Annotated in this window: 22 protein-coding genes and 2 pseudogenes; 13 read left to right on the top strand and 11 right to left on the bottom strand. The window is 52.3% G+C overall.

Annotation, left to right across the window (positions count from 1 at the left end; translation table 11 throughout):
• Window positions 1-33 precede the first annotated feature (33 nt).
• The gene (locus MXM41_RS03815; RefSeq protein ID WP_325929978.1) at window positions 34-927 is read right to left on the bottom strand and encodes a LysR family transcriptional regulator; all 894 of its coding nucleotides are present in this window, start codon (window positions 925-927) and stop codon (window positions 34-36) included.
• Between the two features lie 91 nt (window positions 928-1,018).
• Between MXM41_RS03815 and MXM41_RS03810 the strand changes: the two genes are divergently transcribed.
• Complete coding sequence (locus tag MXM41_RS03810) at window positions 1,019-2,002, top strand: aldo/keto reductase (protein ID WP_325929977.1); 984 nt, start codon at window positions 1,019-1,021, stop codon at window positions 2,000-2,002.
• Window positions 2,003-2,065: 63 nt separating this feature from the next.
• Complete coding sequence (locus tag MXM41_RS03805; RefSeq protein ID WP_325929976.1) at window positions 2,066-3,265, top strand: MFS transporter; 1,200 nt, start codon at window positions 2,066-2,068, stop codon at window positions 3,263-3,265.
• Window positions 3,266-3,652: 387 nt separating this feature from the next.
• On the opposite strand, the gene MXM41_RS03800 is transcribed toward MXM41_RS03805, so the two are convergent.
• Entirely contained in the window at window positions 3,653-4,144 is a 492-nt protein-coding gene (locus MXM41_RS03800; RefSeq protein WP_325929975.1) for an Hcp family type VI secretion system effector, read from the bottom strand.
• 248 nt (window positions 4,145-4,392) lie between these two features.
• Entirely contained in the window at window positions 4,393-4,911 is a 519-nt protein-coding gene (locus tag MXM41_RS03795; RefSeq protein WP_325929974.1) for a DUF2778 domain-containing protein, read from the bottom strand.
• A gap of 226 nt (window positions 4,912-5,137) precedes the next feature.
• Between MXM41_RS03795 and MXM41_RS03790 the strand changes: the two genes are divergently transcribed.
• Window positions 5,138-5,380 (top strand): hypothetical protein, encoded by a 243-nt coding sequence (locus MXM41_RS03790; protein ID WP_325929972.1) that lies wholly within the window; start codon window positions 5,138-5,140, stop codon window positions 5,378-5,380.
• 70 nt (window positions 5,381-5,450) lie between these two features.
• Here MXM41_RS03790 and MXM41_RS03785 read toward each other — a convergent pair whose 3' ends face one another.
• Window positions 5,451-5,906 carry a hypothetical protein gene (locus MXM41_RS03785; protein ID WP_325929970.1) on the bottom strand — a complete coding sequence of 152 codons (456 nt, stop codon included), beginning with the start codon at window positions 5,904-5,906 and terminating at the stop codon, window positions 5,451-5,453.
• Window positions 5,907-6,402: 496 nt separating this feature from the next.
• Between MXM41_RS03785 and MXM41_RS03780 the strand changes: the two genes are divergently transcribed.
• From MXM41_RS03780 to MXM41_RS03760, 6 genes and pseudogenes are all read left to right on the top strand, one after another.
• On the top strand, window positions 6,403-7,065 hold the full coding sequence (locus MXM41_RS03780) for a hypothetical protein (protein ID WP_418936763.1): 663 nt from the start codon (window positions 6,403-6,405) through the stop codon (window positions 7,063-7,065).
• 237 nt (window positions 7,066-7,302) lie between these two features.
• Complete coding sequence (locus tag MXM41_RS22785; protein ID WP_418936762.1) at window positions 7,303-7,479, top strand: hypothetical protein; 177 nt, start codon at window positions 7,303-7,305, stop codon at window positions 7,477-7,479.
• Between the two features lie 5 nt (window positions 7,480-7,484).
• Window positions 7,485-7,780: pseudogene (gene tssD / locus MXM41_RS22780) on the top strand (type VI secretion system tube protein TssD).
• Between the two features lie 463 nt (window positions 7,781-8,243).
• The gene (locus MXM41_RS03770) at window positions 8,244-9,311 is read left to right on the top strand and encodes an FUSC family protein (RefSeq protein ID WP_325929969.1); all 1,068 of its coding nucleotides are present in this window, start codon (window positions 8,244-8,246) and stop codon (window positions 9,309-9,311) included.
• A 114-nt stretch (window positions 9,312-9,425) separates the two neighbouring features.
• Entirely contained in the window at window positions 9,426-10,160 is a 735-nt protein-coding gene (locus tag MXM41_RS03765) for an AzlC family ABC transporter permease (protein WP_325929968.1), read from the top strand.
• A gap of 1 nt (window position 10,161) precedes the next feature.
• Window positions 10,162-10,482: an AzlD domain-containing protein gene (locus MXM41_RS03760; RefSeq protein ID WP_325929967.1), complete on the top strand. Its 321-nt coding sequence runs from the start codon at window positions 10,162-10,164 to the stop codon at window positions 10,480-10,482.
• Here MXM41_RS03760 and MXM41_RS03755 read toward each other — a convergent pair.
• Window positions 10,427-10,765 carry a hypothetical protein gene (locus tag MXM41_RS03755; protein WP_325929966.1) on the bottom strand — a complete coding sequence of 113 codons (339 nt, stop codon included), beginning with the start codon at window positions 10,763-10,765 and terminating at the stop codon, window positions 10,427-10,429. The genes MXM41_RS03760 and MXM41_RS03755 overlap by 56 nt on opposite strands.
• A 242-nt stretch (window positions 10,766-11,007) precedes the next feature.
• Between MXM41_RS03755 and MXM41_RS03750 the strand changes: the two genes are divergently transcribed.
• Entirely contained in the window at window positions 11,008-11,418 is a 411-nt protein-coding gene (locus tag MXM41_RS03750; RefSeq protein ID WP_325929965.1) for a YybH family protein, read from the top strand.
• A gap of 6 nt (window positions 11,419-11,424) precedes the next feature.
• Here MXM41_RS03750 and MXM41_RS03745 read toward each other — a convergent pair whose 3' ends face one another.
• From MXM41_RS03745 to MXM41_RS03735, 3 genes are all read right to left on the bottom strand, one after another.
• Window positions 11,425-12,120: an RES family NAD+ phosphorylase gene (locus tag MXM41_RS03745; protein WP_325929964.1), complete on the bottom strand. Its 696-nt coding sequence runs from the start codon at window positions 12,118-12,120 to the stop codon at window positions 11,425-11,427.
• Window positions 12,117-12,524 carry an MbcA/ParS/Xre antitoxin family protein gene (locus MXM41_RS03740; RefSeq protein WP_325929963.1) on the bottom strand — a complete coding sequence of 136 codons (408 nt, stop codon included), beginning with the start codon at window positions 12,522-12,524 and terminating at the stop codon, window positions 12,117-12,119. Before MXM41_RS03740 ends, MXM41_RS03745 begins: the two co-directional genes overlap by 4 nt.
• Window positions 12,525-12,645: 121 nt before the next feature.
• Entirely contained in the window at window positions 12,646-14,919 is a 2,274-nt protein-coding gene (locus MXM41_RS03735) for an FdhF/YdeP family oxidoreductase (protein ID WP_325929962.1), read from the bottom strand.
• A gap of 321 nt (window positions 14,920-15,240) precedes the next feature.
• Between MXM41_RS03735 and MXM41_RS03730 the strand changes: the two genes are divergently transcribed.
• Window positions 15,241-16,626, top strand: a complete 1,386-nt coding sequence (locus MXM41_RS03730) for a cytosine permease (protein WP_325930845.1) — start codon at window positions 15,241-15,243, stop codon at window positions 16,624-16,626.
• 38 nt (window positions 16,627-16,664) lie between these two features.
• Here the strand turns inward: MXM41_RS03730 and MXM41_RS03725 are convergent, their stop codons facing one another.
• A complete protein-coding gene (locus MXM41_RS03725; protein WP_325929961.1) occupies window positions 16,665-17,060 on the bottom strand; it encodes a rhodanese-like domain-containing protein in 396 nt (131 codons plus the stop codon).
• Between the two features lie 108 nt (window positions 17,061-17,168).
• On the opposite strand from MXM41_RS03725, the gene ftrA reads away from it, so the two are divergent.
• Together ftrA and MXM41_RS03715 are read left to right on the top strand one after the other, a co-directional pair.
• Entirely contained in the window at window positions 17,169-18,131 is a 963-nt protein-coding gene (gene ftrA / locus MXM41_RS03720) for a transcriptional regulator FtrA (protein WP_325930844.1), read from the top strand.
• 247 nt (window positions 18,132-18,378) lie between these two features.
• A pseudogene (locus tag MXM41_RS03715) lies at window positions 18,379-18,693 on the top strand (integrase); the annotation flags it as partial.
• Window positions 18,694-18,965: 272 nt separating this feature from the next.
• Here the strand turns inward: MXM41_RS03715 and MXM41_RS03710 are convergent.
• A complete protein-coding gene (locus tag MXM41_RS03710) occupies window positions 18,966-20,684 on the bottom strand; it encodes a hypothetical protein (RefSeq protein ID WP_325929960.1) in 1,719 nt (572 codons plus the stop codon).
• Window positions 20,681-22,915, bottom strand: a complete 2,235-nt coding sequence (locus MXM41_RS03705; protein WP_325929959.1) for a dynamin family protein — start codon at window positions 22,913-22,915, stop codon at window positions 20,681-20,683. The genes MXM41_RS03710 and MXM41_RS03705 overlap by 4 nt, the downstream gene beginning before the upstream one ends.
• Window position 22,916 lies beyond the last annotated feature (1 nt).

The following is a 22,916-nucleotide window of genomic DNA, read 5'->3' as shown; positions in this document are numbered from 1 at the left end:
CCGCGGTAAGCGGGCCCGGGTATGTGTTTATGTTCAGGGCATCGCGAGGGAATCTTTTATCTCCTCAAATAACGCGATTAAATGATCGGCAACGACCCTGACTCGCCGGGAGTGTGCCAGGTCTGAGTGCATCACTAACCACAATGTCTGATCCACGCCAACGTCTGCGCTGACGCAGTGCAGGGCGTTTTTCCTCGCCATAAAGTGCGGCAAAATGCCCAGGCCCAGACCTGCTGAAACGGCCGATAATTGCGCCACAAGCGTATTCGCTTCTACTTTGCAGGGCCTGCCGCGCAGCATCCGCGTTACCCACCGCGCAGCGGGCAGGTGCTGATGAGATTCTGACCAGCCAACATACTGCCCGTGGCTTAACAGTAGCTCAGTAGCACTATCCTCCCATTGATTTAGATATGTTTTGTCGGCGTAGAGCCCGAATCCCACGGTTCCAAGCCGCTTCAGCGTCAGATTTCCGCTGTCCGGTTTAACCATGCGTATTGCTAAATCGGCATCCCTGCGATGCAGGTTGACCGAGGCCACGCCGCTGAGCACCTCTACCCGCAGGTCGGGATAGTTTTGCAGCAATCCTGTAAGCGAAGGAAGAATAAAATGCGTGGCCAGGTTGTCAGATGTTGCCAGCCGGACAAGCCCGGCAACGTTACCCTGTAACCTGGCAGACTCGCCGAAAGCGAGCCCCGCATATTCCAGCGCCTCCGCCCGCTCCAGAAGCGCCTCCCCATCATCCGTTAACCGATAGCCGTTCTGGTGCCTGCTGAATAGCGGCACTGCCAGCGCTTGTTCAAGCCTGTCCAGTCTTCTTGAGAGCGTGGCAATCCCCATATTCATGGCCTCCGCTGCGCCGCTCAGCGTACCCGCACGGGCAATGGCGAGAAATATCCGCGTATCGTCCCAGTTAAAATCTGTTTTCATATTTTCCGATTATGGAAAACGGCTCTCCGTTTTCAGCGCTGTTTTATCACTTATCGCAGGATGATACTGCAATCTCCACAAGGAGATAAACATGCAAAAACGTAATCTGACTTCCTCCCTCACTGTTTCTGCGCTTGGCCTGGGCTGCATGGGTATGAGCGAATTCTACGGGCCACGTGACGACGATGCGTCGTTGGCGGTGCTGGATAAGGCTATGGATTTGGGGATTAACTTCCTCGATACGTCTGATACCTACGGACCCTGGCATAACGAGGAATTACTTGGGAGATTCATTAAAACGCGCCAGCCTGCGCTGAAGCTGGCAACGAAATTTGGCATTGTGCGTCGGCCCGGCGAATACCAGAGACAGCTCTGTAATACGCCTGACTACGCGCGCAAATGCTGCGAAGCGTCGCTTAAACGTCTGGGCGTGGAGCACATTGATCTCTACTACGTGCACCGTATTGACAGCAACACGGCGATTGAAGAGACGATGGCCGGCCTGGCGCAGCTTGTTAAAGAAGGGAAAATTGGTCACATCGGGTTATGCGAGGTCAGTGCAGAGACGCTCAGGCGCGCTCATGCGGTCCATCCTGTCGCGGCGGTTCAGACAGAGTATTCCCTCTGGAGTCGTGAGGCCGGGGCCAGCGTCATTCCCCTGTGTAAAACGCTTGGGATCGGATTCGTGGCCTATTCGCCATTAGGGCGGGGCTTTCTGACGGGCAGATTTCAACATGAGCCGGTACCTCAGAACGGCGATTTCCGTAGTCAGCTGCCTCGCTTCCAGGCGGAAAATCTCGCAAAAAACCATTCCCTCGTGGAGGTGATAACCGCCCTTGCTGTCAGCAAGGCCTGCACGCCTTCACAGATTGCGCTGGCCTGGTTACTGGCGCAGGGAGACAACGTTGTGCCCATACCGGGCACCTGCAATCTTCAGCATCTTAGCGAAAACGCCGCGGCGCTTGACGTCCAGCTCAGCGGTGACGAGCTGGACGCGTTGCATATCGCGCTATCCAGCCTCCCGGTTGTCGGAGAACGCTACACGCCAGAAGGGATGAAAGGCGTGGGGACCTGATGCTGTCCGACCCCGGATCCCCTTCACACATTTCTCCCGCTTTCTTTGACGAGTATATATGACATGAACGATACCGTTTTACAGGTAAGCCCGGTGCCTGCACGCACCTGGCTGGCAGTAACCGCGCTCGGGATCAGCGCGTTTTCGATTGTAACCAGTGAACTTGCGCCAGTGGGCATGTTGAGTGCGCTGGCGAAGGATTTGCATCAGACTGAAGCCGGGGCGGGTCTTGCCGTGACGGCTTATGGCTGGGTTGCCGCGCTGGCTGCCTTACTGTCCGGGGCGATGCCGGCGCGCATCTCACGTAAGGCTCTGCTTGTAGCACTGATGCTGTTTCTGGCACTGTCTTGCCTGGCGGTGTCGCAGGTTCACACGATGAGTCTGTTTATGTCGGCACGGATGACGGGGGCGCTGGCGCACGGTGTTTTCTGGGCGTTGATCGGCACAGTGGCTGTACAGCTTGTTCCGCCTGGCAGGCTGGGGCTGGCTACCTCGGTGATTTTTGGTGGCGTTTCGGCGGCCAGCGTAATGGGCGTGCCGCTGGCCAGTTTTATTGCAGACATGACCGGCTGGCGCCATGCATTTACCATGATTTCCCTGCTGTCGCTGGCTGCCGCCTGTGCTTTATTCTGGACACTCCCGTCACTGAACTCCCCTCAGCCACTGAGGCTGAAGGTTTATCGTGGCATAGCGACAAATCCAGTGCTTCTTTCTCTCTTTGGCGCAACTGCCTGTATTATTTCGGCTCACTTTGCGGCATTCACCTATCTTGAGCCCTTGCTGACCAAAACCCGCGATATCCCGACGGCTTCCGTTTCGGGTCTGTTGCTGATTTCAGGGCTGTCCGGACTGCTGGGGAATGTTGTTGCCGGTAAGCTGATTGATCGCCATCTCAGGGTGCTGATTTTGATCTCATTGCTTCTCAGCGCAGGCGCGCTGGGGATGCTTGGTATGAAGCGCTTTGCCTCACTTCCGCTCTGGTTCACAGGTATGCTACTGGCAATATGGGGCGCCGCTATGGCTATTGTGTTCGTAGGGTTGCAGACATGGCTGCTTCGTTGCGCGAAAGAGGCCGCACAACCGGCATCAGCCCTCTATGTTGCTATTTTCAATGCCGCTATCGGTACGGGAGCACTTGCTGGAGGGCAGATTTCGGCAGCGGTCGGTCTTCAGGAGATGGTTTTACTGGCTGCGGTTGTTATCCTGGGCAGCGTAGCGTTGGTTGCAATGTTAAAAAGCTCTGAAAGTAAACCTTCATTCTGAAGCGACGTTATCGGGTAATGAATCAGTGAGGAGACGCGTCAATGACGCGTCTCATTTCTTCGAGGCTTGAGCGTAACCTGCTTTTAACACTGATTACTGAGAGCGATCCGGCACACAAGAGGTAAATTTATCACGCATAAACATCAAAGAGATCGGCATCAATCGGAAGGGGCAGGGTAATGAATTGCTGAATAACGCTTTGGTCAGATTGGGGGTAAGACAGATTAGAGAAAATTGTCATGTCGTGTTCCTTTTTAAAAAATCTCCTCACCATCCCATAAGTTCCTATGCTCATGAGTGGTAACGCTGACGGAGTTAGCACTGGGCCTGTCAGGCCGAACAGTTTTCCTTCATGCAAAAAAATGAGGGTGCATGCACCCTCTTTGTTCAGGCTGTCGGACGCTCATTCCATGCATCGGTAAACATAATATTTCCGTCTACAATGCGCCAGGTGATTTTTTCATATTGTAAGCTGATACTTTCAACATGATTCATTTTATCGTTACCGGATATTTTCACGTTTGGTACTCCGCAATTGACACCTGTGATTTTTACATTTTCCATTAATACGGTGTAATAACAGACCTCTTGCCCGGCGTCGTTGATGTGGTAGAAACGAAGTTCGGCACTTTTTAGCGTTTGGCCAGAGGCTGCGGCTTTGTAGAGATAAGGCGTAGAACTATCTACCTCTTTTTCTAACATCATAGAAGAATGTTGCCGCGTACCGGTGATTTTGCCATTTGCACTATCTACAGGCAGGTTGATCCCATGACTCATGCCGATTATTTCTATGCTTCCTTCACGGTCCTTAACATCCACTGAACCTTTAATGTCCGCACCGCCGTCGTCCTTCAACCACAAATAGGGAGGGATTGGCATTTTACAAGCTCCTTAATTTTTTAATTAACTTCATTGTTAAAATATAGATAACGGTTGTTATCGGAAAAACTGTGATTATCGTGATATAGAAATAGATGTCGTAGAAATTATCAGCGCCTATTTCTCCCGGGCCATATAATATGTGCCCGAACCATTGAGTCACGCTATCATTCATCCATATTTCAGGACTTCCCAGGGTGCGGCCTACACATACTGACAGCAGAAGGTAGTACGCAATTTTTAACGCTCTACGGACAAGTGTTACCATAGGTATTTACCACCTCAACCCAACCCCGAGCCATGAGAGAGCGCTGACAGGGAACCCGTACAGGCGATGTTCTTAATAATGCGTTTCGGATAAGGGCATAATCAGAATTGTGGGCTATTGTAATGCAACCTTCAGAAATTGTACCCGGATGAAGGCGGAATAAACCACGAAACACGCCATTAATCCATGTGCCGTCATCAATACCCCTGTCATCCTTATAGAGGGCAAACCATTCATCGCGATCAAATTCTGCGCCGTAAAAAGTCCTGTTTACCAGATCTTGAGATTTTGCTTTAAGCCATGACCCAACTCCGCCGGAACCACGCTCAACAATCCAGTACTTACCTGGGGGGAGTGGGCCATCATTTGGAATTGCCCCACAAGCGCCTTTATTTCGGTATACGCCTTTCCCTGAATGCGCCATAAAGACGCCGACGCCGTACAGATTGAAGGGCGCATAATCAGCTCCGTTCAATATCATTTTTCCATGTAATGCCATAAGTCACCTTGTTTCCTTACACTGACCGTTGGTATGGTACTACAGAATTACTGGTAAAATAATATTAAGCAAAGTAAATTCCGATAATCTTTGTATTCACTAGCAAATGCTTACTCATACTACCGTTAATAAGTTCTCGGGTTGTTAATTTTTACGCGTTATAGTAAGCGATAATAGTCAAAACGTGCCAGCTACAGTTAAATCAGTGATAAGGAAATCATTAACGATGACACCTAAAAAACAAGCAGGGCTATGGCTTATTCAGTTCTTGTCATTCCTCATGATTTTTTCAGCCTTTTACCTGTTTTTGCCTGAGGTTTATTTGTTTAGACGCTTCAGCGATCTGGTTGGTTTTATCACCGAGCAGGCATGGAATGATTTATTCATGTTAACCGTTCTCGGGGCGTCGGTAATAATCAATACCCTGTTGATTTTCGCCATCGCAAAACTGAGAGGTAAACAAGCATAGCCACTACAAACCCGGTCTTTGCGACCGGGTTATCTCACGCAAAAAGCATCTCAGCGGATTTCAAATGCGCTTAGTGCGCCGTAATATACGGCTCCTGCACAAACTCCGCCAACAGCCACACCATATCATGCAGCAAACCCGTCAGTTCCTTCGTCACGCCAGGTGGCAGTGTACCTGCCAGAAGCGCCTGCGTTAACGCCAGCGCATAGTTCACCTGTAACGCCGTTTCCTGCCAGCATTCTGGCACGCAGGAGGTGGCTTCCTCACCCGCGATCAGCTGAGCGACCAGGTGTGGCGGGAGATCGGCATCGCAGAGTTCGCGAAGCTGGCGCAGACTATGCAGCAGGTGCTCGCAGAGCGCATTACATGTTTCACTATTGTCGGTTTCGACCAGCACACTCACCAGCGCGGCGCAGTGATCTGCGGCCTCAAAGAGATCCGCATCAGCCGGGAGGGGCAGGGTAATGAATTGCTGAATAACGTTTTCGTCAGATTGGGTATAAGACAGATTAGAGAAAATTGTCATGTCGTGTTCCTTTTTAAAAAATCTCCTCACCATCCCATAAGTTCCTACGCTCATGAGTGGTAGCGCTGACGGAGGTAGGAATGCCGTACACGACAAAAACGGCCAGCCTTTCGACTGCTCCGCCAGCGCCACCGTGATTTTAACGGGATGAGCGCTGTCGCGACAAAAAATATTGTCGTGTCGTGAAGTACGGGTTCCTACGCCCGGTTGCGGATATGCCGCAACGCAGCCACTTTACGACCCTAAAAATTTGAATAAAAGACATAGGCTCTAATTACATAAGGTTACTTTGAACTTTGCGAGTCGTCTTCCAGTAAATAGATAAGCTAACTTTTTATTCATTCATACGATTAATATTAGCTGCCCTGTTATACAGGTTGTTCGCAAATTAAAACCGGTTATTTACACAATAAAATGAAAAGATTAAAATTTGGCCGCATCGAATAAAAATCAGTAAGGAGCGGCTATGTAGGGCAACAGGGAAATTATTGGCTATTTGCAGGCTAATAAAATACTCGCGTTAAGGCTGGATCGCGCTGTTTCAGCTGTTGGGGAACAAGTCGGGAATCAAATCGAATCGTTAGGTAAAGGCGCTACCCGTCTTCTGTATTATTCATCATGTTTTACCGATGAATATAACGATGTCTGCCAGCAACAAAAGCTGAAGGACGCACGATTCAGACATGCAGTGGCTCGAATGATCCGGCAGGGTGATGTAGTTTTTGACATGCTCAGGATCTACTTTGAAGAAATATTTAAATACAAAACCAATGATCAACTGGAGCACATTAAAAAAGAGCTTATGGCCGTTAACATCCACATCGCCGCCAGTTCTCTGACAGGAGCGGGGTTCGCGTTAGCCGTTGCAACTAGCGTCCGCATTGGGGTGAATCTAAGCGTACAACTCAGCGCCCTTACAGGCCGTGCAGTAGGTATAATTGCTACAGTTATTGCCGGATATGGGATAGTACAGAAAGCCGCAGAGAGCGCTAACAGGTTACGTGTCCGTCATTCTTCTTATTACACAGCGCTTTATGTGCAAGAGACAGAAATGATGTATTTCCTGATTGAACCGGTATTTGAACGTGCAGGCGCATCTGAGGCACAGTTGTCATCGGATTCTGATATAGCAAACATCATCAGCAGGATGATCAGATAACCATGCTTAAATCGCTTAAAAAATTCATACTTTGGCAAATGAGATTTTTATCATCGCTATATGGCCCGGTGATTATGACCGTTGGTTTTGCGTTGCTTCAGGATTATTTTTTTCCTAATAGTCCAGTCTGGCCTGTGGGTGTATTTGCGATAGTAACGATCGTTATTTTTACTCGCTACTGTAAATGGTAATAGTTAACTGATACCACGTTTAATCATTCAATAATAAGAAAATTACATGCCCACACCCGCTTATTTATGGCTCGATGATGAAAATGGTTCGCCAGTTATTGGAAGCTGCTTAATGCCTGGGCGCTTAGGTTCAATTGAACTGAAATCTTTTTCCCACGGCGTGACCATCCCTGTAGATCCAGGTTGGGGAAAATCACCGGAACCCGAGTACATCGTTCTATAACAGTAGTGAAGGAATTCGACCAAACTACACCACTTCTCTATCGGCAGTGTGCGAAGGACGAGTCATGAAGAAAGCGACAATTAAGATGTATCGCATCCTGGACACCGGTATCGAGGCGGAGTATTTCAATATCATCCTCGATAACGTCAAAGTCGTAACGGTATCGCCGTACCTCACCCCTAATGGCTTGAGTAGTACGCATCCTGAGACGCTCGAACTCCGTTATGAGGCGATTACCTGGAGATATATCGAAGGGAATATAATCTATCGCGACACATGGAACGATCGTTGTTGCGCCTGACTAACTTGCCTCTACGAGACCGCGCCTGGAGCTTAAAGGACATTGGCGGGGGCGCAGGTCACGCAGCAGACTTTCACAGAGAGCAGTAGATGTTTCGCTATCGTCTGTTTCAATCAGCACGCTCACCAGTGCGGCGCAGTGTTCGGCAATCTCAAAGAGGACCGCATCAGCCGGAAGGGGCAGGGGAATAAATTGCTGAATAACGCTTTCGTCAGATTGGGTATAAGACAGATTAGAGAAAATTGTCATGTCGTGAAGTACGGGTTCCTACGCCCGGTTGCGGATGTGCCGCAACGCAGTCACTCTACGACGCCGATCCCCTGAAAAAAAGACTTAACCCCGAATTACATAGGGTTACTTAAGGCTTTGCGAGGCGCCTTCCAGAAAAGTAATACCGGGTGATTTGCTTGACCTCTATGGATAACTACACTCCCAGAAGCCATATAAAAATGAGGAGCAGATCGTGAACATCAGCTTTCATTTACCGACCGCTCAACTCAAACATTGGCTAAGTCGTCTGGCTGCAGCAACGCTGAAAGAAATATTCGCAGTTCAGGTTATCGCTGCCGTGTTGTTGTCGGTGCTGTTGTCCGATCTGGCGGGATTTGACTATCCTGGCTGGGCAGCACTCAGCAGCTATGCGGTGATGAATACGTCAGTAAAAGCCTCAACCGTTCGGGCATTTAACCGGGTGACGGGAACCGTGCCTGGCGGCGTGCTGGCGCTCTTGCTTTCCACATATCTTATGCAGGATGCGGCGTTTCTGGTCCTGTTTTGTGCGATTGTCGGGGGCGTGGCGGTATGGCGGGCGGACGTGTCCCGCTGGTCCTATTCCTGGGTTTTGGGCGCGGTCACAGCCATGATGGTGATGGCTGAAGCCCAGAAGAACAGTGAATTTCGCTACCTGTTACGCTTTACGTTTCACCGCATCGAAGAGGTGGCGCTGGGCTGTGCAGTCTGTATTGCGATTACAGTACTCTTTTACCCCTTTAACCGGCGCAGGCAGGTTGCAACGCCGCATCAAAATAGTCACCCTGAGCCACCCCGACGACCGCTGTTGCCCCTGCAGGCAGGGATCACGCTGTTACTGGTGACGCCGATACTGCTTGTGTTCCATCTGACGGGATTCTGGCAGGCGATGGTTTCCGTGCTGGCGGTCTTTATTCTTCCGGCCTCGACTCAGCCCGTAAACCAGCAAATCAGCCAGCGAATGCGGCAACGTTTATATGGTTGCATGGCCGCGACATTATTGAGTTTGATCCTTTTACCTTTCATGCATCATTATCCCCCGGTCTATATTGCGACGCTGGTCGCGGGATTATGGCTGGGGTGTCATTTGCAGCAGGGAAAACCGTCCAGCAGTTATTTTGGCCGTCAGTTTACCGTGGCCTGGATCATCGTTTTTATCCAGGATACGTTATGGCTGACCGAGCCCGTTCAGGCCGTCATGCGTTGTATCAGCATACTGATCGCCATTATTTTCATTGGCATTGTTATGGTGGTATTTCGCTCGCTAAAACTGAGTGTCTGAATTTCCTGGCTCCCATAACCTGAATAAATTTCACTGCTGAGAAGAATTTTTCTGTAGCGATGGCTGCCGATTCTTAAGATAGTTAATGGACTCAGACACATAAGGGAAGAAACGATGTTGATGAAGATAAATACCGGCCACCCTGCGTCCGCGACGGACGAATTTCGGGCCGGTATTGCCGCCTGCCTCCCCACCATTGCGGGCTACTGGAGTATTGGTTTTGCCGCCGGGGCGATCGGCACGCTCTCCGGGTTTACCACCGGGCAAATTGCGCTGCTGGCCAGCGCCCTCTACGCCGGTTCGGCGCAGTTTCTGTTTTACTCGCTTTGGGCGGCAGGGGCGGAGATGGCGTCCGTGGTGCTGAGCGTGCTGCTGGTCAACCTGCGCTACCTGCTGATGAGCTCCTCCATGAGCCTCTTTTTTCGTGATTACACCACATTGCAAAAGGTGGTCAGCGGGCTGCTGCTGACGGACGAAACCTTTGGCGTGGCGGTGCAGCGCGCCGGTCCGCAGGGCAAAATCAGCTATCCCTGGATGCTGGGGCTGAATGTTACCGCCTGGCTGAACTGGATCATCGCCTGTGTGGCCGGGGCCTGGCTGGCGACCACGCTGCCCGCCTCGCTGATGGAGGGGCTGGGCTTCAGCCTGGTGTCGATGTTTATCGGCCTGATCCTGATGATGTGGTTCGCCAGCCGCAGGAAGATCCTCGAAACCCTCAACATTGTCGTCGCGCTGGTGATTACGCTCCTGACGGCCGGAAGTGGCTCGCTCAGCCTGGTGGTGATTGTCGCCGCATCCCTTGCCGCTACGCTGGCGACACTGCTGTTGCGCGCCCGGAAAGGAAAATAAGATGGAAAGAAATATTGTGCTGGCGATCCTCGCCTCGGCGCTGGTCACCGCCCTGATGCGCACCGTGCCGGTATTGCTGCTGTCCCGCTTTCGCCTGCCGGAGGTGCTGCTGCAGTGGCTGAGCTTTATCCCCACCGCCATTATGGCCGCCCTGGTCGCTGCCGAACTGATGAGTAAACCCGCCATGACGGACTCGGGGATCAGCATTTCGCTGCTGGCGGCGGCGTTCGCTACCCTGGTGGGCATTATTACCCGTGGGCTATTTGCTACGGTGATTGCCGGGGTAGTGGCATTCTGCGCGGCGGGGTATTTTTTGGCGTAATCTGCTGAAAAAATAAGGCCCAGTCGTTGGACCTTTTGCTGAAAGAAATTTGGTCAGATGCGCTTATACACGTCCAGATGATTCTTTCAGTTTTTTTGCGAAGCAGGGAGGCTGAGGAGCATTTTTTAACCGCAGCCAGTTCGGTTTTGAGGTCGCGGATATAGGCCTCTGCACTGATGCCGCGCGCTTTCAATTCAGCAGAAATCAATGTCTGCAATGCTTCCCGGTTGCGAGTCGGAAGATGCGCTGAGGGTTCATGTTTATCCTGATTTGGTGTAGCCATAGAACATCCTTTTTCTGTTAATCAATGAAGTGAGTCCGGTTGCAAATATGCCGCAAGCCAATATGTTACAGCCCTGCTCAAATGGAAAAAAAGCCATAAGCCTGAATTTCACAGGCTTACTTTCGGCTTTGCGAGGCGTCTTCCAGAAAGGCCAGCCGGACGGGCTTTGCTTGTCCGGCCTGCACATTTGGCAGTCTGATGGTAGATTCAATACAGGCAGTCACTAAACAGGAGAAGAACTCATGTACGAACACCCGCTTCGCCAGATCATCAAAGCCTGTGACAGGGCGATCTCAGCCAAAGATTTCGACTCGCTGATGGAGCACTACGCTGAAGACGCCGCGCTGGTGGTTAAGCCCGGAATGATCGTCAGAGGCAAAGACAATATTCGCAGCGCCTTTATTTCCATCTCCGATCATTTTCAGGATCAGCTCATCGTGAAGCAGGGTGAAATGCAGATCATCGAAGGCGGAGGAGATGCGCTGGTGATCATGGAAACCCAGCTTACTTACCCTGATGAACTGGGCAGAACCACAGAGCTTATCCGCCGGGCAACCTATGTCTTCCGCCTGGAAAACGACCGCTGGCTGTGTACTATCGATAACTCTTACGGTACGTCTGTTTTAGATGTTGAGCCTGCTGAAACCGTCTGAAAAACTTTATTTGCTGACCGGTGTGACCTGGCCGATGCTGACGATGCCTTTGTCCCAGATAATCTGGTGCAGGGAAGTCTGAATAATGCTGGTGATGGGTTTAGGGGTGAGCAGCGCCCAGCAAACACCGCCCGGCTTGCGCACCGAGCGGTAGGTGACGCCGGTCTCACCTGCCACGCGCAGACTGGCACCAAACTGCTGCGGCTCGTGGTAATCAGTGGGATGATACCAGGGGTGCGAATCCGGCAGGCCGGTGATGTCGGCAAAAGCGCAGCCGCTTAGTTCGGTTTCCAGACAGCGGTACTCGAAGCGTTCGAATTTCAGCTCCGGTACGTTATGCCAGTAGAGATCGCAGTGGTAGACAATTTCGGCCAGCGCCGTCGCTTTGCTGTCGCCGAGGTAATAGACGCCAAAATCACCGTTGGAAAAACGGCTGCCGTCCGGGTTGACGTGGGTAAAGGCGGCCATGGCGTAATGTGCCCCGCGGATCCCTAACACCCACTCTTTACGCGGCAACAGACTGAGATCGCCTACCTCATGCGCCAGGCGCGGGTTGGTGAGCTTCTGGATCTCATAGAGCACGTCGAACGCCTCGGGCGTGGCGACGTCTTCAAAGACATAAATAGCAGGGTATTTGGTGTGCAGCAGACGGTAGCCCTTGACGGGCACCACCGCAGTACGGGGAATGTCGGGATGGATCATCCGGCATGGCCTCCGCGCAGCACATCCACCCGTTTCGCCACTTCATGCAGATTGCCAAACTCACCGCCCTCAATCAGCGACAGCGGCGTGGCACCGTTGAAGTAGGCATTGTGGTTGGCCATGGTCATAAACCCATACACGTTCTCGGGGTTGCTGAACACAATGCGCAGCGCCGAGTGCATATTCAGCAGATAGCTGATGCGGGTTAACTGGTCGCGGCTCAGGGTAGCGGATTTGGTGTCGCCGTGACGATACTTATACAGCGCCGCCCGGGAGAGCTGCAGGATGTTCTGCTGCTGCTCGGGAGTGCAGCCCCACTTATCGAGAATGTTCATCGCCGCCCGTATGGCGATCAGATCGCGATCGCCGCAGGTGTCAGAGGCCGGATTGAGATGCCTGGTCATGGAATGCTCCCGCTACGGATAAGGTGGATATGTCTCAGTGTGGACTAAAAAAGCTATAGTGTCTACACGGAGACAATGTCACCGATCCGGACGTAACGCCGGATCGGTCAGGAGGAGGTGATTACAGGGCGCGGATCTGTTTTGAACGCAGGGTCAGGCGAACGGGTACCGATTTGTATGATGGCGTACCGCTCTCTTTATCAAGATAATTAAGTGGAACCAGCACGTTAGCTTCGGGGTAATAGGCGGCGACCGTGCCGGGCGCAATGCTGTAGGCCACCAGGGTGATGTCGTCCAGACGCTGGTCTGAGCCGGGCAGGGCAGTGTGAATATCCACCCGATCGCCATGCTCGAGCCCCAGCTGCTGCATGTCCGCTTCGTTCATAAACAGCACGTCACGCCGACCAAACACCCCGCGATAGCGGTCATCCAGCGCATAGATGGTGGTGTTGTACTGGTCGTGGCTACGTAAGGTGACCAGACGCAGCACGCGCTCGCCTTCACCCGGAGTGTTTTCGCTAACGCCATCAAACAGGGAGAACATCGCTTTGCCGCTGGCGGTGGGCCAGATGCGCTCTGTCGGCGGCAGGGGCATACGAAAACCCCCCGGCACCCGGATGCGCGCGTTGAAGTTCTCAAAGCCGGGGAGGGTCTGCTCGATACGATCCCGGATACGGTCATAATCTTCCACCAGCCCCAGCCAGTCGGTTTTGCTGTTCGCCAGAGTGGCATGGGCGATCCCGGCGACGATGGCCGGTTCCGAACGCAGCCAGGGAGAGGCCGGTTTCAGCCTGCCGCTGGAGGCATGCACCATCGACATGGAATCTTCGACGGTGATCGACTGCTGACCGCTCTGCTGCATATCAAGCTCGGTACGCCCCAGACAGGGGAGAAGATACGTCTCCTTGCCGACCAGCAGGTGAGTGCGGTTCAGCTTGGTGGCGATATGCACGCTGAGATCGAGGCTTTTCAGCGCCGGAAACGCCTTGTCGTGATCGGGCATGGCAACCGCAAAGTTACCCCCGAGACAGAGCAGCGCTTTTGCCTCGCCGTCGATCATCGCCTGAGCGGCCTGTACCGCGTCGTGGCCATGGGCGACAGGTGGAGTAAAGCCGAACACCGTACCCAGTTTGTCCAGAAACGCTGCGGTCGGCTTTTCGGTGATCCCTACCGTGCGGTTGCCCTGCACGTTGGAGTGGCCGCGCAACGGGCAGATACCCGCGCCGGGCTTGCCAAAATTGCCGCGCAGCAGCAGGAGATCGGCTATCAGGCGCACATTGGCAGTGCCCTTGTTATGCTGAGTGATGCCCATGCCGTAGGTGATGATGGTGGCGCTGGACCGGGCGTAGAGGTGCGCCACGTTCTCCAGATCTTCGCGCTTCAGTCCGGACTCGCGTTCAATCGCTTCCCAGCCGGTGGCGGCGATATCGGCGGCAAATTCGGCAAAACCCTGGGTATGGGCGGCGATAAAGTCGTGATCCAGCGCGTCCAGCACCAGCAGATGTTTTGCAATCCCTTTTAAGGCGGCGGCGTCGCCCCCGGCTTTTACCTGATAGTAAGTTGAGGCGATATCGGTGGCGCTGTAAGTCGCCATCTCCCGCACGCTTTGCGGATCGGCAAAGCGCTCCAGTGCCGTTTCACGTAGCGGGTTAAAGACGATAATCGGCACTCCGCGGCGGGCCAGTTCGTGCAGGGTGCCCATCATGCGCGGATGGTTGGTGCCAGGGTTATGCCCGATGGAGACAACCAGCTCTGTGTGGTCGAAATCCTCCAGCGAGACGGTACCCTTGCCAATACCGATGGAGCGGGGCAGGCCGACGCTGGTGGCCTGATGGCACATATTGGAGCAGTCGGGGAAATTATTGGTGCCCAGCTCGCGGGCAAATAGCTGATACAGGAACGCGGCTTCGTTCGAGGCCCGCCCGGAGGTATAAAACTCCACCTCATCCGGCGCCAGCCTGCGCAGCACCTCGCCAATACGGGCAAAGGCGTCTTCCCACGCCACCGGGCGGAAGGTGTCGCTCTGCGGCTCGTACTTCATGGGATGGGTCAGACGTCCGTAGCCCTCGAGTTCAAAATCGCTTTTCGCCCACAGGGCACTGACGGCGTGCGCGGCAAAAAATTCCGGGGTGACACGCTTTGTGGTTGCTTCCCAGGTCACCGCTTTAGCGCCGTTCTCGCAGAACTGAAAGGTGGATTTGTGTTCTTTGTCCGGCCAGGCACAGCCCGGACAGTCAAAGCCGTCGGGCTGGTTGGTGCGCAGCAGGGTGGCAGGGGCGTCAAAGGCATCCATCTGGGTGCGCACGGCAATCGCCGTGGCTTTTAACGCGCCCCAGCCGCCCGCCGGACCGGCGTAATGGCGAATGCCGGGCACCGCTCGTCTGTTATTACTCATCTGCACTCCTGTCTTAAGCGGGTAAGGGTGATGGCGCGGAAATTGTGCCAGTAGCGGTAATGCCTCATCTGAGTGTGGACTGATGCCGTGTATGAGATACAGATATTTTTCATATTAATTACAAATTATTCACAGTTCAGCTCACAAATTCCTCATCTGATGCGTGTGAGGGAATGTCAATGGTTGTATATACAAGTCCTGTCATATGGCATTGCGTGGGTACAGGCAGAGGGTCTGGCGGCCATGAATCATCCACTCAGAGAGGAAACTATGTCGTCTTTTTCGTCTTCAGAAACGCAGTCTAAGAAAAGCGGGACGCGGATATCGGAAACGCGATCCATTGATTACATTCCGGATAATGAGCGTCATGGACACCCCTTCAGTCAGTTTACGCTGTGGTTTGGCGGCAATCTGCAGATCACCGCGATTGTGACCGGGGCGCTGGCGGTCGTGCTGGGCGGCGACGTGGTGTGGTCCATTATCGGATTGCTGGTGGGGCAGATACTGGGCGCGGTGTTGATGTCGTTTCACGCCCTGCAGGGGCCGCGACTCGGTCTGCCGCAGATGATCATCAGCCGCGCCCAGTTTGGCGTGCTGGGTGCCGTCATTCCGCTAATGCTGGTATGCGTAATGTACGTTGGCTTTTCCGCCAGCGGGACGGTGCTTGCCGGACAGGCGATGGCCAGGCTGCTGTCGGTGTCGAACGTGGCGGGCATGATCCTGTTCAGCGCGATCATTATCGTGATTGCGGTGCTGGGGTATAAGGTGATCCATAAGCTCGGCAAGGTGGCGAGCGTGGTGGGGGTGCTGGCGTTTGCCTATCTGTTTATCACCCTGCTGATGTCCAGCGATTTGGGCGCCATTGTGCAAAACAACCACTTCTCGATGCCGATGTTCCTGCTCGCGGTGTCGCTCTCATCGTCATGGCAGATTGCCTTTTGCCCCTACGTGTCCGACTACTCCCGCTATCTGCCGCGCGACGTCTCCGGGATGAAAACCTTTCTGTCGGTCTTCAGCGGCACGGTGCTGGGTACCCAGGCCTCGATGACGCTTGGCGTGATCGCCGCGGCGATTGCCGGCAGCGCCTTCAAGGGACATGAGGTGAGTTACATTGTCGGGCTGGGTAAAAGCGAGGCGATGGCAATGGTGATCTACTTTGCGATCTGCTTCGGCAAAATCACCTTTACCACCCTTAACGCTTACGGCAGTTTTATGTCGCTGACCACCATCGTCTCGGGCTTTCGCCAGCAGACCACGTTGAGCCAGAAAAGCCGCATCGCCTTTGTCGTGCTGATGGTGACTATTTCCTGCGTGATTGCGCTACTGAGCGAGCCGGCATTCCTGAAACACTTCACTCATTTCCTGCTGTTCCTGCTGGCCTTTTTCGTGCCGTGGAGCGCCATCAGTCTGACTGATTACTTCATTATTTCACGTAAAGCGGTAGATATTCCGGCGCTTTTCGATGCGCGTGGCCGTTACGGGCACTGGAATATATTGGCAATCAGCGTTTATGCCGTTGGCGTGTTGATCCAGCTACCTTTTATTGAAAACCCGCTCTGGCACGGCTCGTTAACCTGGATTTTTGCCGACAATGACGTCTCCTGGGCGATTGGCTGGTTCTGCACCGCGGCGCTTTACTATGGCTTACGGCGCTTTGACCGCCGGGTGCTGCCGGAACAGACCATCTACCCTGCATCCGGCAGGTGAATGATCCTGGCGCCCCGCAGGTTAACGGGGCGCTGTTTTTACCGGAGATTAAAAGCAAAACCTTCGTCGGCCCAACCGGTCATCCCCCCAATCATGATTTTTACCGGTCGCCCCAGCTGTGCCAGCTTCAGCGCCGCCTTGTCGGCACCGTTGCAGTGCGGCCCTGCGCAATAGACCACAAACAAGGTCTCTGCTGGCCACTCCGCCATTCTTTGCGCGGTAATATCACGATGACGGAGATGCAGAGCCCCCGGAATATGACGGCGGGCAAACACCTCCGGGCTGCCAACCACGTGTAATAACACAAAATCGACATCTCCCTCTTTGAACGCGGTGTGGACATCGTCGCAATCTGTTTCCACGCTCAGTCTTTGTAAAAAATGGTTCGCCGCAGTTTCTGCTGACGCAGCAGGATAATCAGTTACATAGCTCATAAACACCTCCAGAATTGAGTCTTTACTCTACGGCCGGGAAGCGGTTTTGACAGCTGGCAGAAATGCCAGATAACATCAAGATCATGACAAAAAACAGTGAGGGCGATGATGACAAATCCTCTGGTAGTAGCGCTGGCCTATGACGGCCTGTGCACGTTTGAATTCGGCATTGCCGTCGAAATTTTCGCCCTGGCCCGCCCTGAGATGGGCGACAACTGGTATCGCTTTGCGGTGGCGGGCGTTGATCCGGGTGAACTGCGTGCGACAGGCGGTTTCAGGCTGGTGGTGGACGGCGGGCTTGAGCTGCTCGCGGAGGCCGGAACCATCATCGTACCCGGCTGGCGGGGGGCGGATGTCCCGGTGCCCGCCGCGCTGTGCGAGCAGCTTAGCGCGGCGCATCGTCGTGGAGCGAGGATCCTGTCTATCTGCTCCGGGGTGTTTGTGCTGGCCGCCGCTGGCTTACTCGACAACCGCCAGGCCACCACCCACTGGCGATACACCGATCTGCTGCAGCAGCGTTATCCCGCCATCCAGGTGACGCCTGACGTGCTGTATATCGATAACGGCGATGTCCTGACGTCCGCAGGCAGCGCGGCGGGTATCGATCTCTGCCTGCATCTGGTACGCCGGGATTATGGCAGCGTGGCGGCCAACCGCGTTGCGCGTCGGCTGGTGGTCTCGCCGCATCGCGACGGCGGCCAGGCGCAATTTATCCAGCAGGCGGTGCCTGTCGCTTATGAAGGCCATCGCCTTGGTGCGCTGTTTGATTATCTCCATGCCCGGCTTGCCGAACCCCACACCGTCGATTCGCTGGCAAAATATGTCGGCATGAGCCCGCGCACGTTTTTGCGCCGTTTTACCGCCACCACCGGCAAGACGCCCGCCCAGTGGCTGCTCCATGCCCGCCTGAGCCGCAGCCAGGATCTGCTGGAGAACAGCCAGCTGTCGATTGAGCGTATCGCGGGGGAGGTGGGGTTTGGCAGCGTGGCGACGATGCGCCATCACTTCAGGAATCAGCTGTCGACAACGCCTGCGGCGTACAGGAGAGGGTTTTATTCTTCAGGAGATTGATAATGGTTTTGATGAAAAAAATCCACGCCATGGCGTGAATTTTAATCGGTCTGCTAAGGCATCCGCAGATGCCTGAACTCAGACGTTGAACAGTGATTTAATATTTATTCCATTGATTTTTATTGATTTATTAAATTTTATTTTTATTTTTACTCATGTGTGTACTCATTTTTAAGTTGGTTCACGTTCGTAATAGGAAGGATGTGAGTTCGACTGCTATTTTCACACCACTCCCTGGTTTTTTAAGTATCCATTCCTCAAGGCTAACAAGCTGCTCGAGTTCTATACCACCCTTAACTCTTATTCAGGACGTCCGATTATATTACTGGGGAACATTTGCTCATCCTGATAAGTCTCAGAACTGGAGAGCTATGAGCGAGGGAACGGCGTGAGGTGGGTTTGATAACGCAGTTTGGGAGTCCTTGAAGAACGCATGAAAATGCGTAGAACTCATATTGTACCTCTGTCAAAACAAGCATTAGCTCAACCCCAATGGTTTAAAGAGCTGACATGCAACTATTCGCTCTTGTTCCCTGTATGCAACGATCCCTGTAAATTCATGATTAAGCCTGTATCAATCAAATGTTTAACGCAGCGAGCACTCGAGTCCCTGAATACTACCAGAAGCGCATGGCTGTTGGGCAAGGATGCGATTGCGCCTGGCGATTTAAAGAGTTCTATAAAGTATAAAGGATAGTATCGAGAGGTTTTTGTAAGCCCAATCACATCGTTCTACCAACAACTTAAAGCCGATGACATTCCCGGTGTCCCTAATCCTTTCCCGAAACCCTTGTCACATCCACGCTACCGCGTGGATGTCTGGTTTCTCGCCGTTTATTGCACTGCTTCACCTTGCTGAATAACAGAAATAACCTGCCTTGCAGCCGCAGAGAAGGCTGCATTTAGCTGTTTCGACTGCGCGATAAGTTTTGCCAATAGCTTTTCATTGCCAAGTTGTTGGCTTAAGAAATCGGTGATATGGTTTATTTCTTTTAACCCACTAGCCCCGGATTCTTTCAGAGTTTTCAGCTGTAGATCTTTAATCTTCACCCGAAGTTGCTGAATACGTTCAAGATCATCTCTTAGTGCTTTGTCATAAAGGTCAAATACGCAGGCGATCTTTTCTGTATAGCCCGATGTAATGTTATGCCGCTTATTTTTGGACAGTAAGAAGTCATCAAAAGTCAGGCCGGACGTCGCATAATGCCGTTTTCGCGTTGATGAGTATGCAGTCATTCCGGCGCAGCGGATGTCAGCCAGAGTCAGTTCATCGGCTACTGTCTCCATAATGGCTGCAATATCTTCCTGGGATTTCACGTCTGCTTTGTTCAGAATAAGATACAGATCTTCGCCCTGGAAAGGTAACTGGCGAATAAGCTCGATGTCTGTCTGTGAGATTGTTCCCGCAGGATCCAGACCAATCACCCAGATCATCGCAGAGCAGGGTTGAAGAAATTTTACGGTGGTGTCCCTGTCGGAAGCTTCGGCCAGACTACCTGAACCGGGGTTATATCCGGGAGTATCGATAAGACAGATATTCTCGAACAGGACTTCGTCCATCGGCGCTTGCAGGCTGATAGTTGGCATAATACTGCGAAGATCAAAGCCAAAAGCAGCGATATAATCGTGTGAGAGCGCTTTGTAAATCTTACTACTCAGGGTTACGCTGCCACCATTGTGGGCATAGCCGCAAATCCGTGAGTACGGGGCACAAACTACAAAGCTTGGGATCACCGTTACGGGGTTCATTCCGGTCGCCAACCTGATGCTGCCGTCTTTAATAAAGCTGTTTATAAACTCCGATTTCCCGCTGCTGAACCCCCCGGCCACCCCGATGAGGGTTTTTCCCGACGCCGGTGGGAAAGCATTGGCTTGTTCGAGTTCGCTGGCGATTTTTTGCAGCGCCAGCAAGGCTCCCGCTTCATTGGCAAGCGACGACTCTTCTGCGGCGAATTGGGCGTAATTGTTATTGAGCAGGTTGCGGAACGTATCAAGGCCAGGATTTTTGGCGGGGCTTGCCGCCAGAATGGATTGCACCAACGCGAAGCGTTCGTTCAGCGTCAGATTATCCTGATGAAGCTGGGTATAATCCTGCTGTAGCTGCTGATGGGTGGTGTCCAGTTCGTGTTTTAACTCTTGCAAAACCTGCATCTTGGCACGGTTTTTTGAAAGCAATGCTTCCATTTCAATAACGCTTTCATTCAGCGAAGCAACCTGCTCTGTTAACTGCACATTGCGGCTGAACTGCACAATGCGTTGCGCCTCAAGCTCATTTATTTTGGCGGTTAAATAGTGCTTTTGTGCGTCCTGCGCCTGTTGATGACGATGCGTCAGGTCGGAAATCTGCTCGCTGTGCTCCGTTTCCAGTAATGCCAGCCTTTCCTGGTGGCCCAGTGTCAGGTCTGATATCTGCTCATTCACCTGCGCTTCAAAATCACTCAGCATCTGCGAAATGGCCGACGCCAACGGTTTGCGCTTAAAGCACCAGAAATGGCTGAGGGTCTGAAGGTCGGTATAGACTGTCTGATTGATCTGCAGAGATTCGGTCATCATGCTTTCTCCAGCAATTGTGCAGAGAAACGCCTGAGGCGCTCAATGGTCTGGGTACCGTTTTCGACTTGGTTGGTGATTTGCAGAATTTTTAAATCCAGTTCACCGACGAAAACATCAGATACCGGTATCGACATTGACTTTTTCGCCTTCTCAAAAAAGCGCTCAATACTTCCGTAAATCTCGACACGAAATCTGGCCGAAAAATTATTGGCAAAATCAATATATTCTTCGGCATGTGCGCCTTTTAATTTCCCGCGAGGTTGTAATTCTGAGGGTATCTCAATTTCAGGGGAGAAAGAGGCCGGTTCGAGTTTTGAGAGAACAGTCAGCACCGTGTCTGCGATCATATTAGGGTCACATTCACCTTCCAGTGTTTTATCAACAAGCGGCGTGATTTCGGCACTGATTTTTTTATCTAAATCAGCGGTTTGTTTATGGTACGCATGCATTAATTTTTTGGCAAAATCATTCGTCACGCCTTGCAGCGCAGCATAAACCTGAGCGGTCAAGACCACTTTACTGGTGCGGGTGATCGTTTCCGTACCGCCGCCCCACAGCTTACGTGCCAGCCAGTTTCCTGCGCCAGATTTATCACGGATCTCCTGCGTGGTTTCGCTGGATGTTTGCTCATCGATTGAATTATTGGCCTGCGTAAAGAGTTTATCTGCCTCGTTATTTAATCCGGTAGTGACCCCGTGATAATACTGATTTAAACAATTGATGTAGGTGACATTGAGTTTTTTGTCCAGCACGTTACGTTTTAACTGTAATTGTTTACGCTGTTTCACCAGCGCGTCAAGGTCAGTGCTGTTGATGAGCGTAATACGCTGTTCAATTTGGTTTTGCAGTTCTGTCATAAACGCGTTAAACGTCTGTTCTTTACGCGTCAATAATGCCTGCATTTTTTGCGCGATAATTTCATCTTTTTTCCGCCGTACCGCATCAAGTCTTTTAAGAATATTGTCGGTGTTCGCCAGCGCTGCCAGGCTGTTACGTGTTAGTTCATGATTTTCAGCGCTGAAAAAATCAGCGTAATCATGCGTCAGATTATCCCAGGTAGTTTTTTCATTAGCATCCCAGCAGGCGGGATCCTCAAGCCGTTGTGAAAGCCCATGCGCGACCCCTGAGCAATGCATCAAATGCTGCTCGGGCGAGCGAATAATGGCATTAAAGACGGTGCCGATTTCCGGGTAGCTGCGCTTGAGGCTGCTCAGAGTGGTGGATGCCCGCTGAGTGAGTAATTTTTTAATATTATCGAGTGCGTCACTGATACGGGGACGTTTTTCACTGCCGTAAAGTTGCGTGTCGACCTGGCTTGCCAGCAGCACTAGCTCCTGAATGCCCTCCTTAGCCGTAATTCTCCCCATCAGCTCCAGATCGTTTTCATTTAAAAACTGGCCGGTGGGACTGACAATAAAGACCACGTCACAGGTTTTTAGCAGGTCAACCGTACGCGCTTCGCGAGACTGGACGGGATCGTTCATCCCCGGTGTATCGATGACGCGAATATCCTTAAGCGAATCAAGCGGCATGGCAATATGCACTACTTTGGTAAAAGGCATATATTTTCCGCTTGCTCCGACATAATTGAGCAATTCTGCGGAGAGGGCTTCCCGGCTTTCTGGCTCAATAATCCCGACATGTTGTAGATCGCTATGGTTCAGCCCTGACTGCTGCATGCGTTCAAATTGATCAAAGGCAGCGCACAATTCTGGCAGGGTATTCTGGATCTCAGCAAGAGCCTGTTTGTGAATGAGACTGGCTATTTTCTCTTCATCAAGCGGTTGCGATGTCGTCGCCCTTGCCGCAAAGTCTTCGTATTTCCGATCCTTTATTCTTTTAAGTTCATAGCGGTAGGTATTCGCATTGAGTTCGATCTGCTTAATATCTTCCGGGGTAAAGAACTCAATGGTAACGTGAAATGTTTCGCCCCAAGTTAGCGTTGTTAGTGCTGCGGTCATGGGGGTGGCCGCTTTCGGCAGAATATTTTCCCCCTCGAAAAACAGGGCGTTCAACAGCGATGATTTTCCAGCCTTAACGCGTCCAACGACACCAATGTTCAGCTGGCGACCTTCTTTATTCAGATTCGTATACGCGATTTCCAGTGACGTGGCGGTATCAAGAAGGTGCTTATTCTTTAGCAGCTGAATTTCCTGCTCGAAAAGGTCATGTACATCAGAAAACAGGGCTTCGAGCCTGCGTGTCTTAGCGATCAGAGAGTGATAGTCCATA

This window comes from Leclercia adecarboxylata, from assembly GCF_035787115.1.
Taxonomy (GTDB): domain Bacteria; phylum Pseudomonadota; class Gammaproteobacteria; order Enterobacterales; family Enterobacteriaceae; genus Enterobacter; species Enterobacter adecarboxylatus_E.
This window is presented reverse-complemented; position numbering and strand designations above follow the sequence as displayed.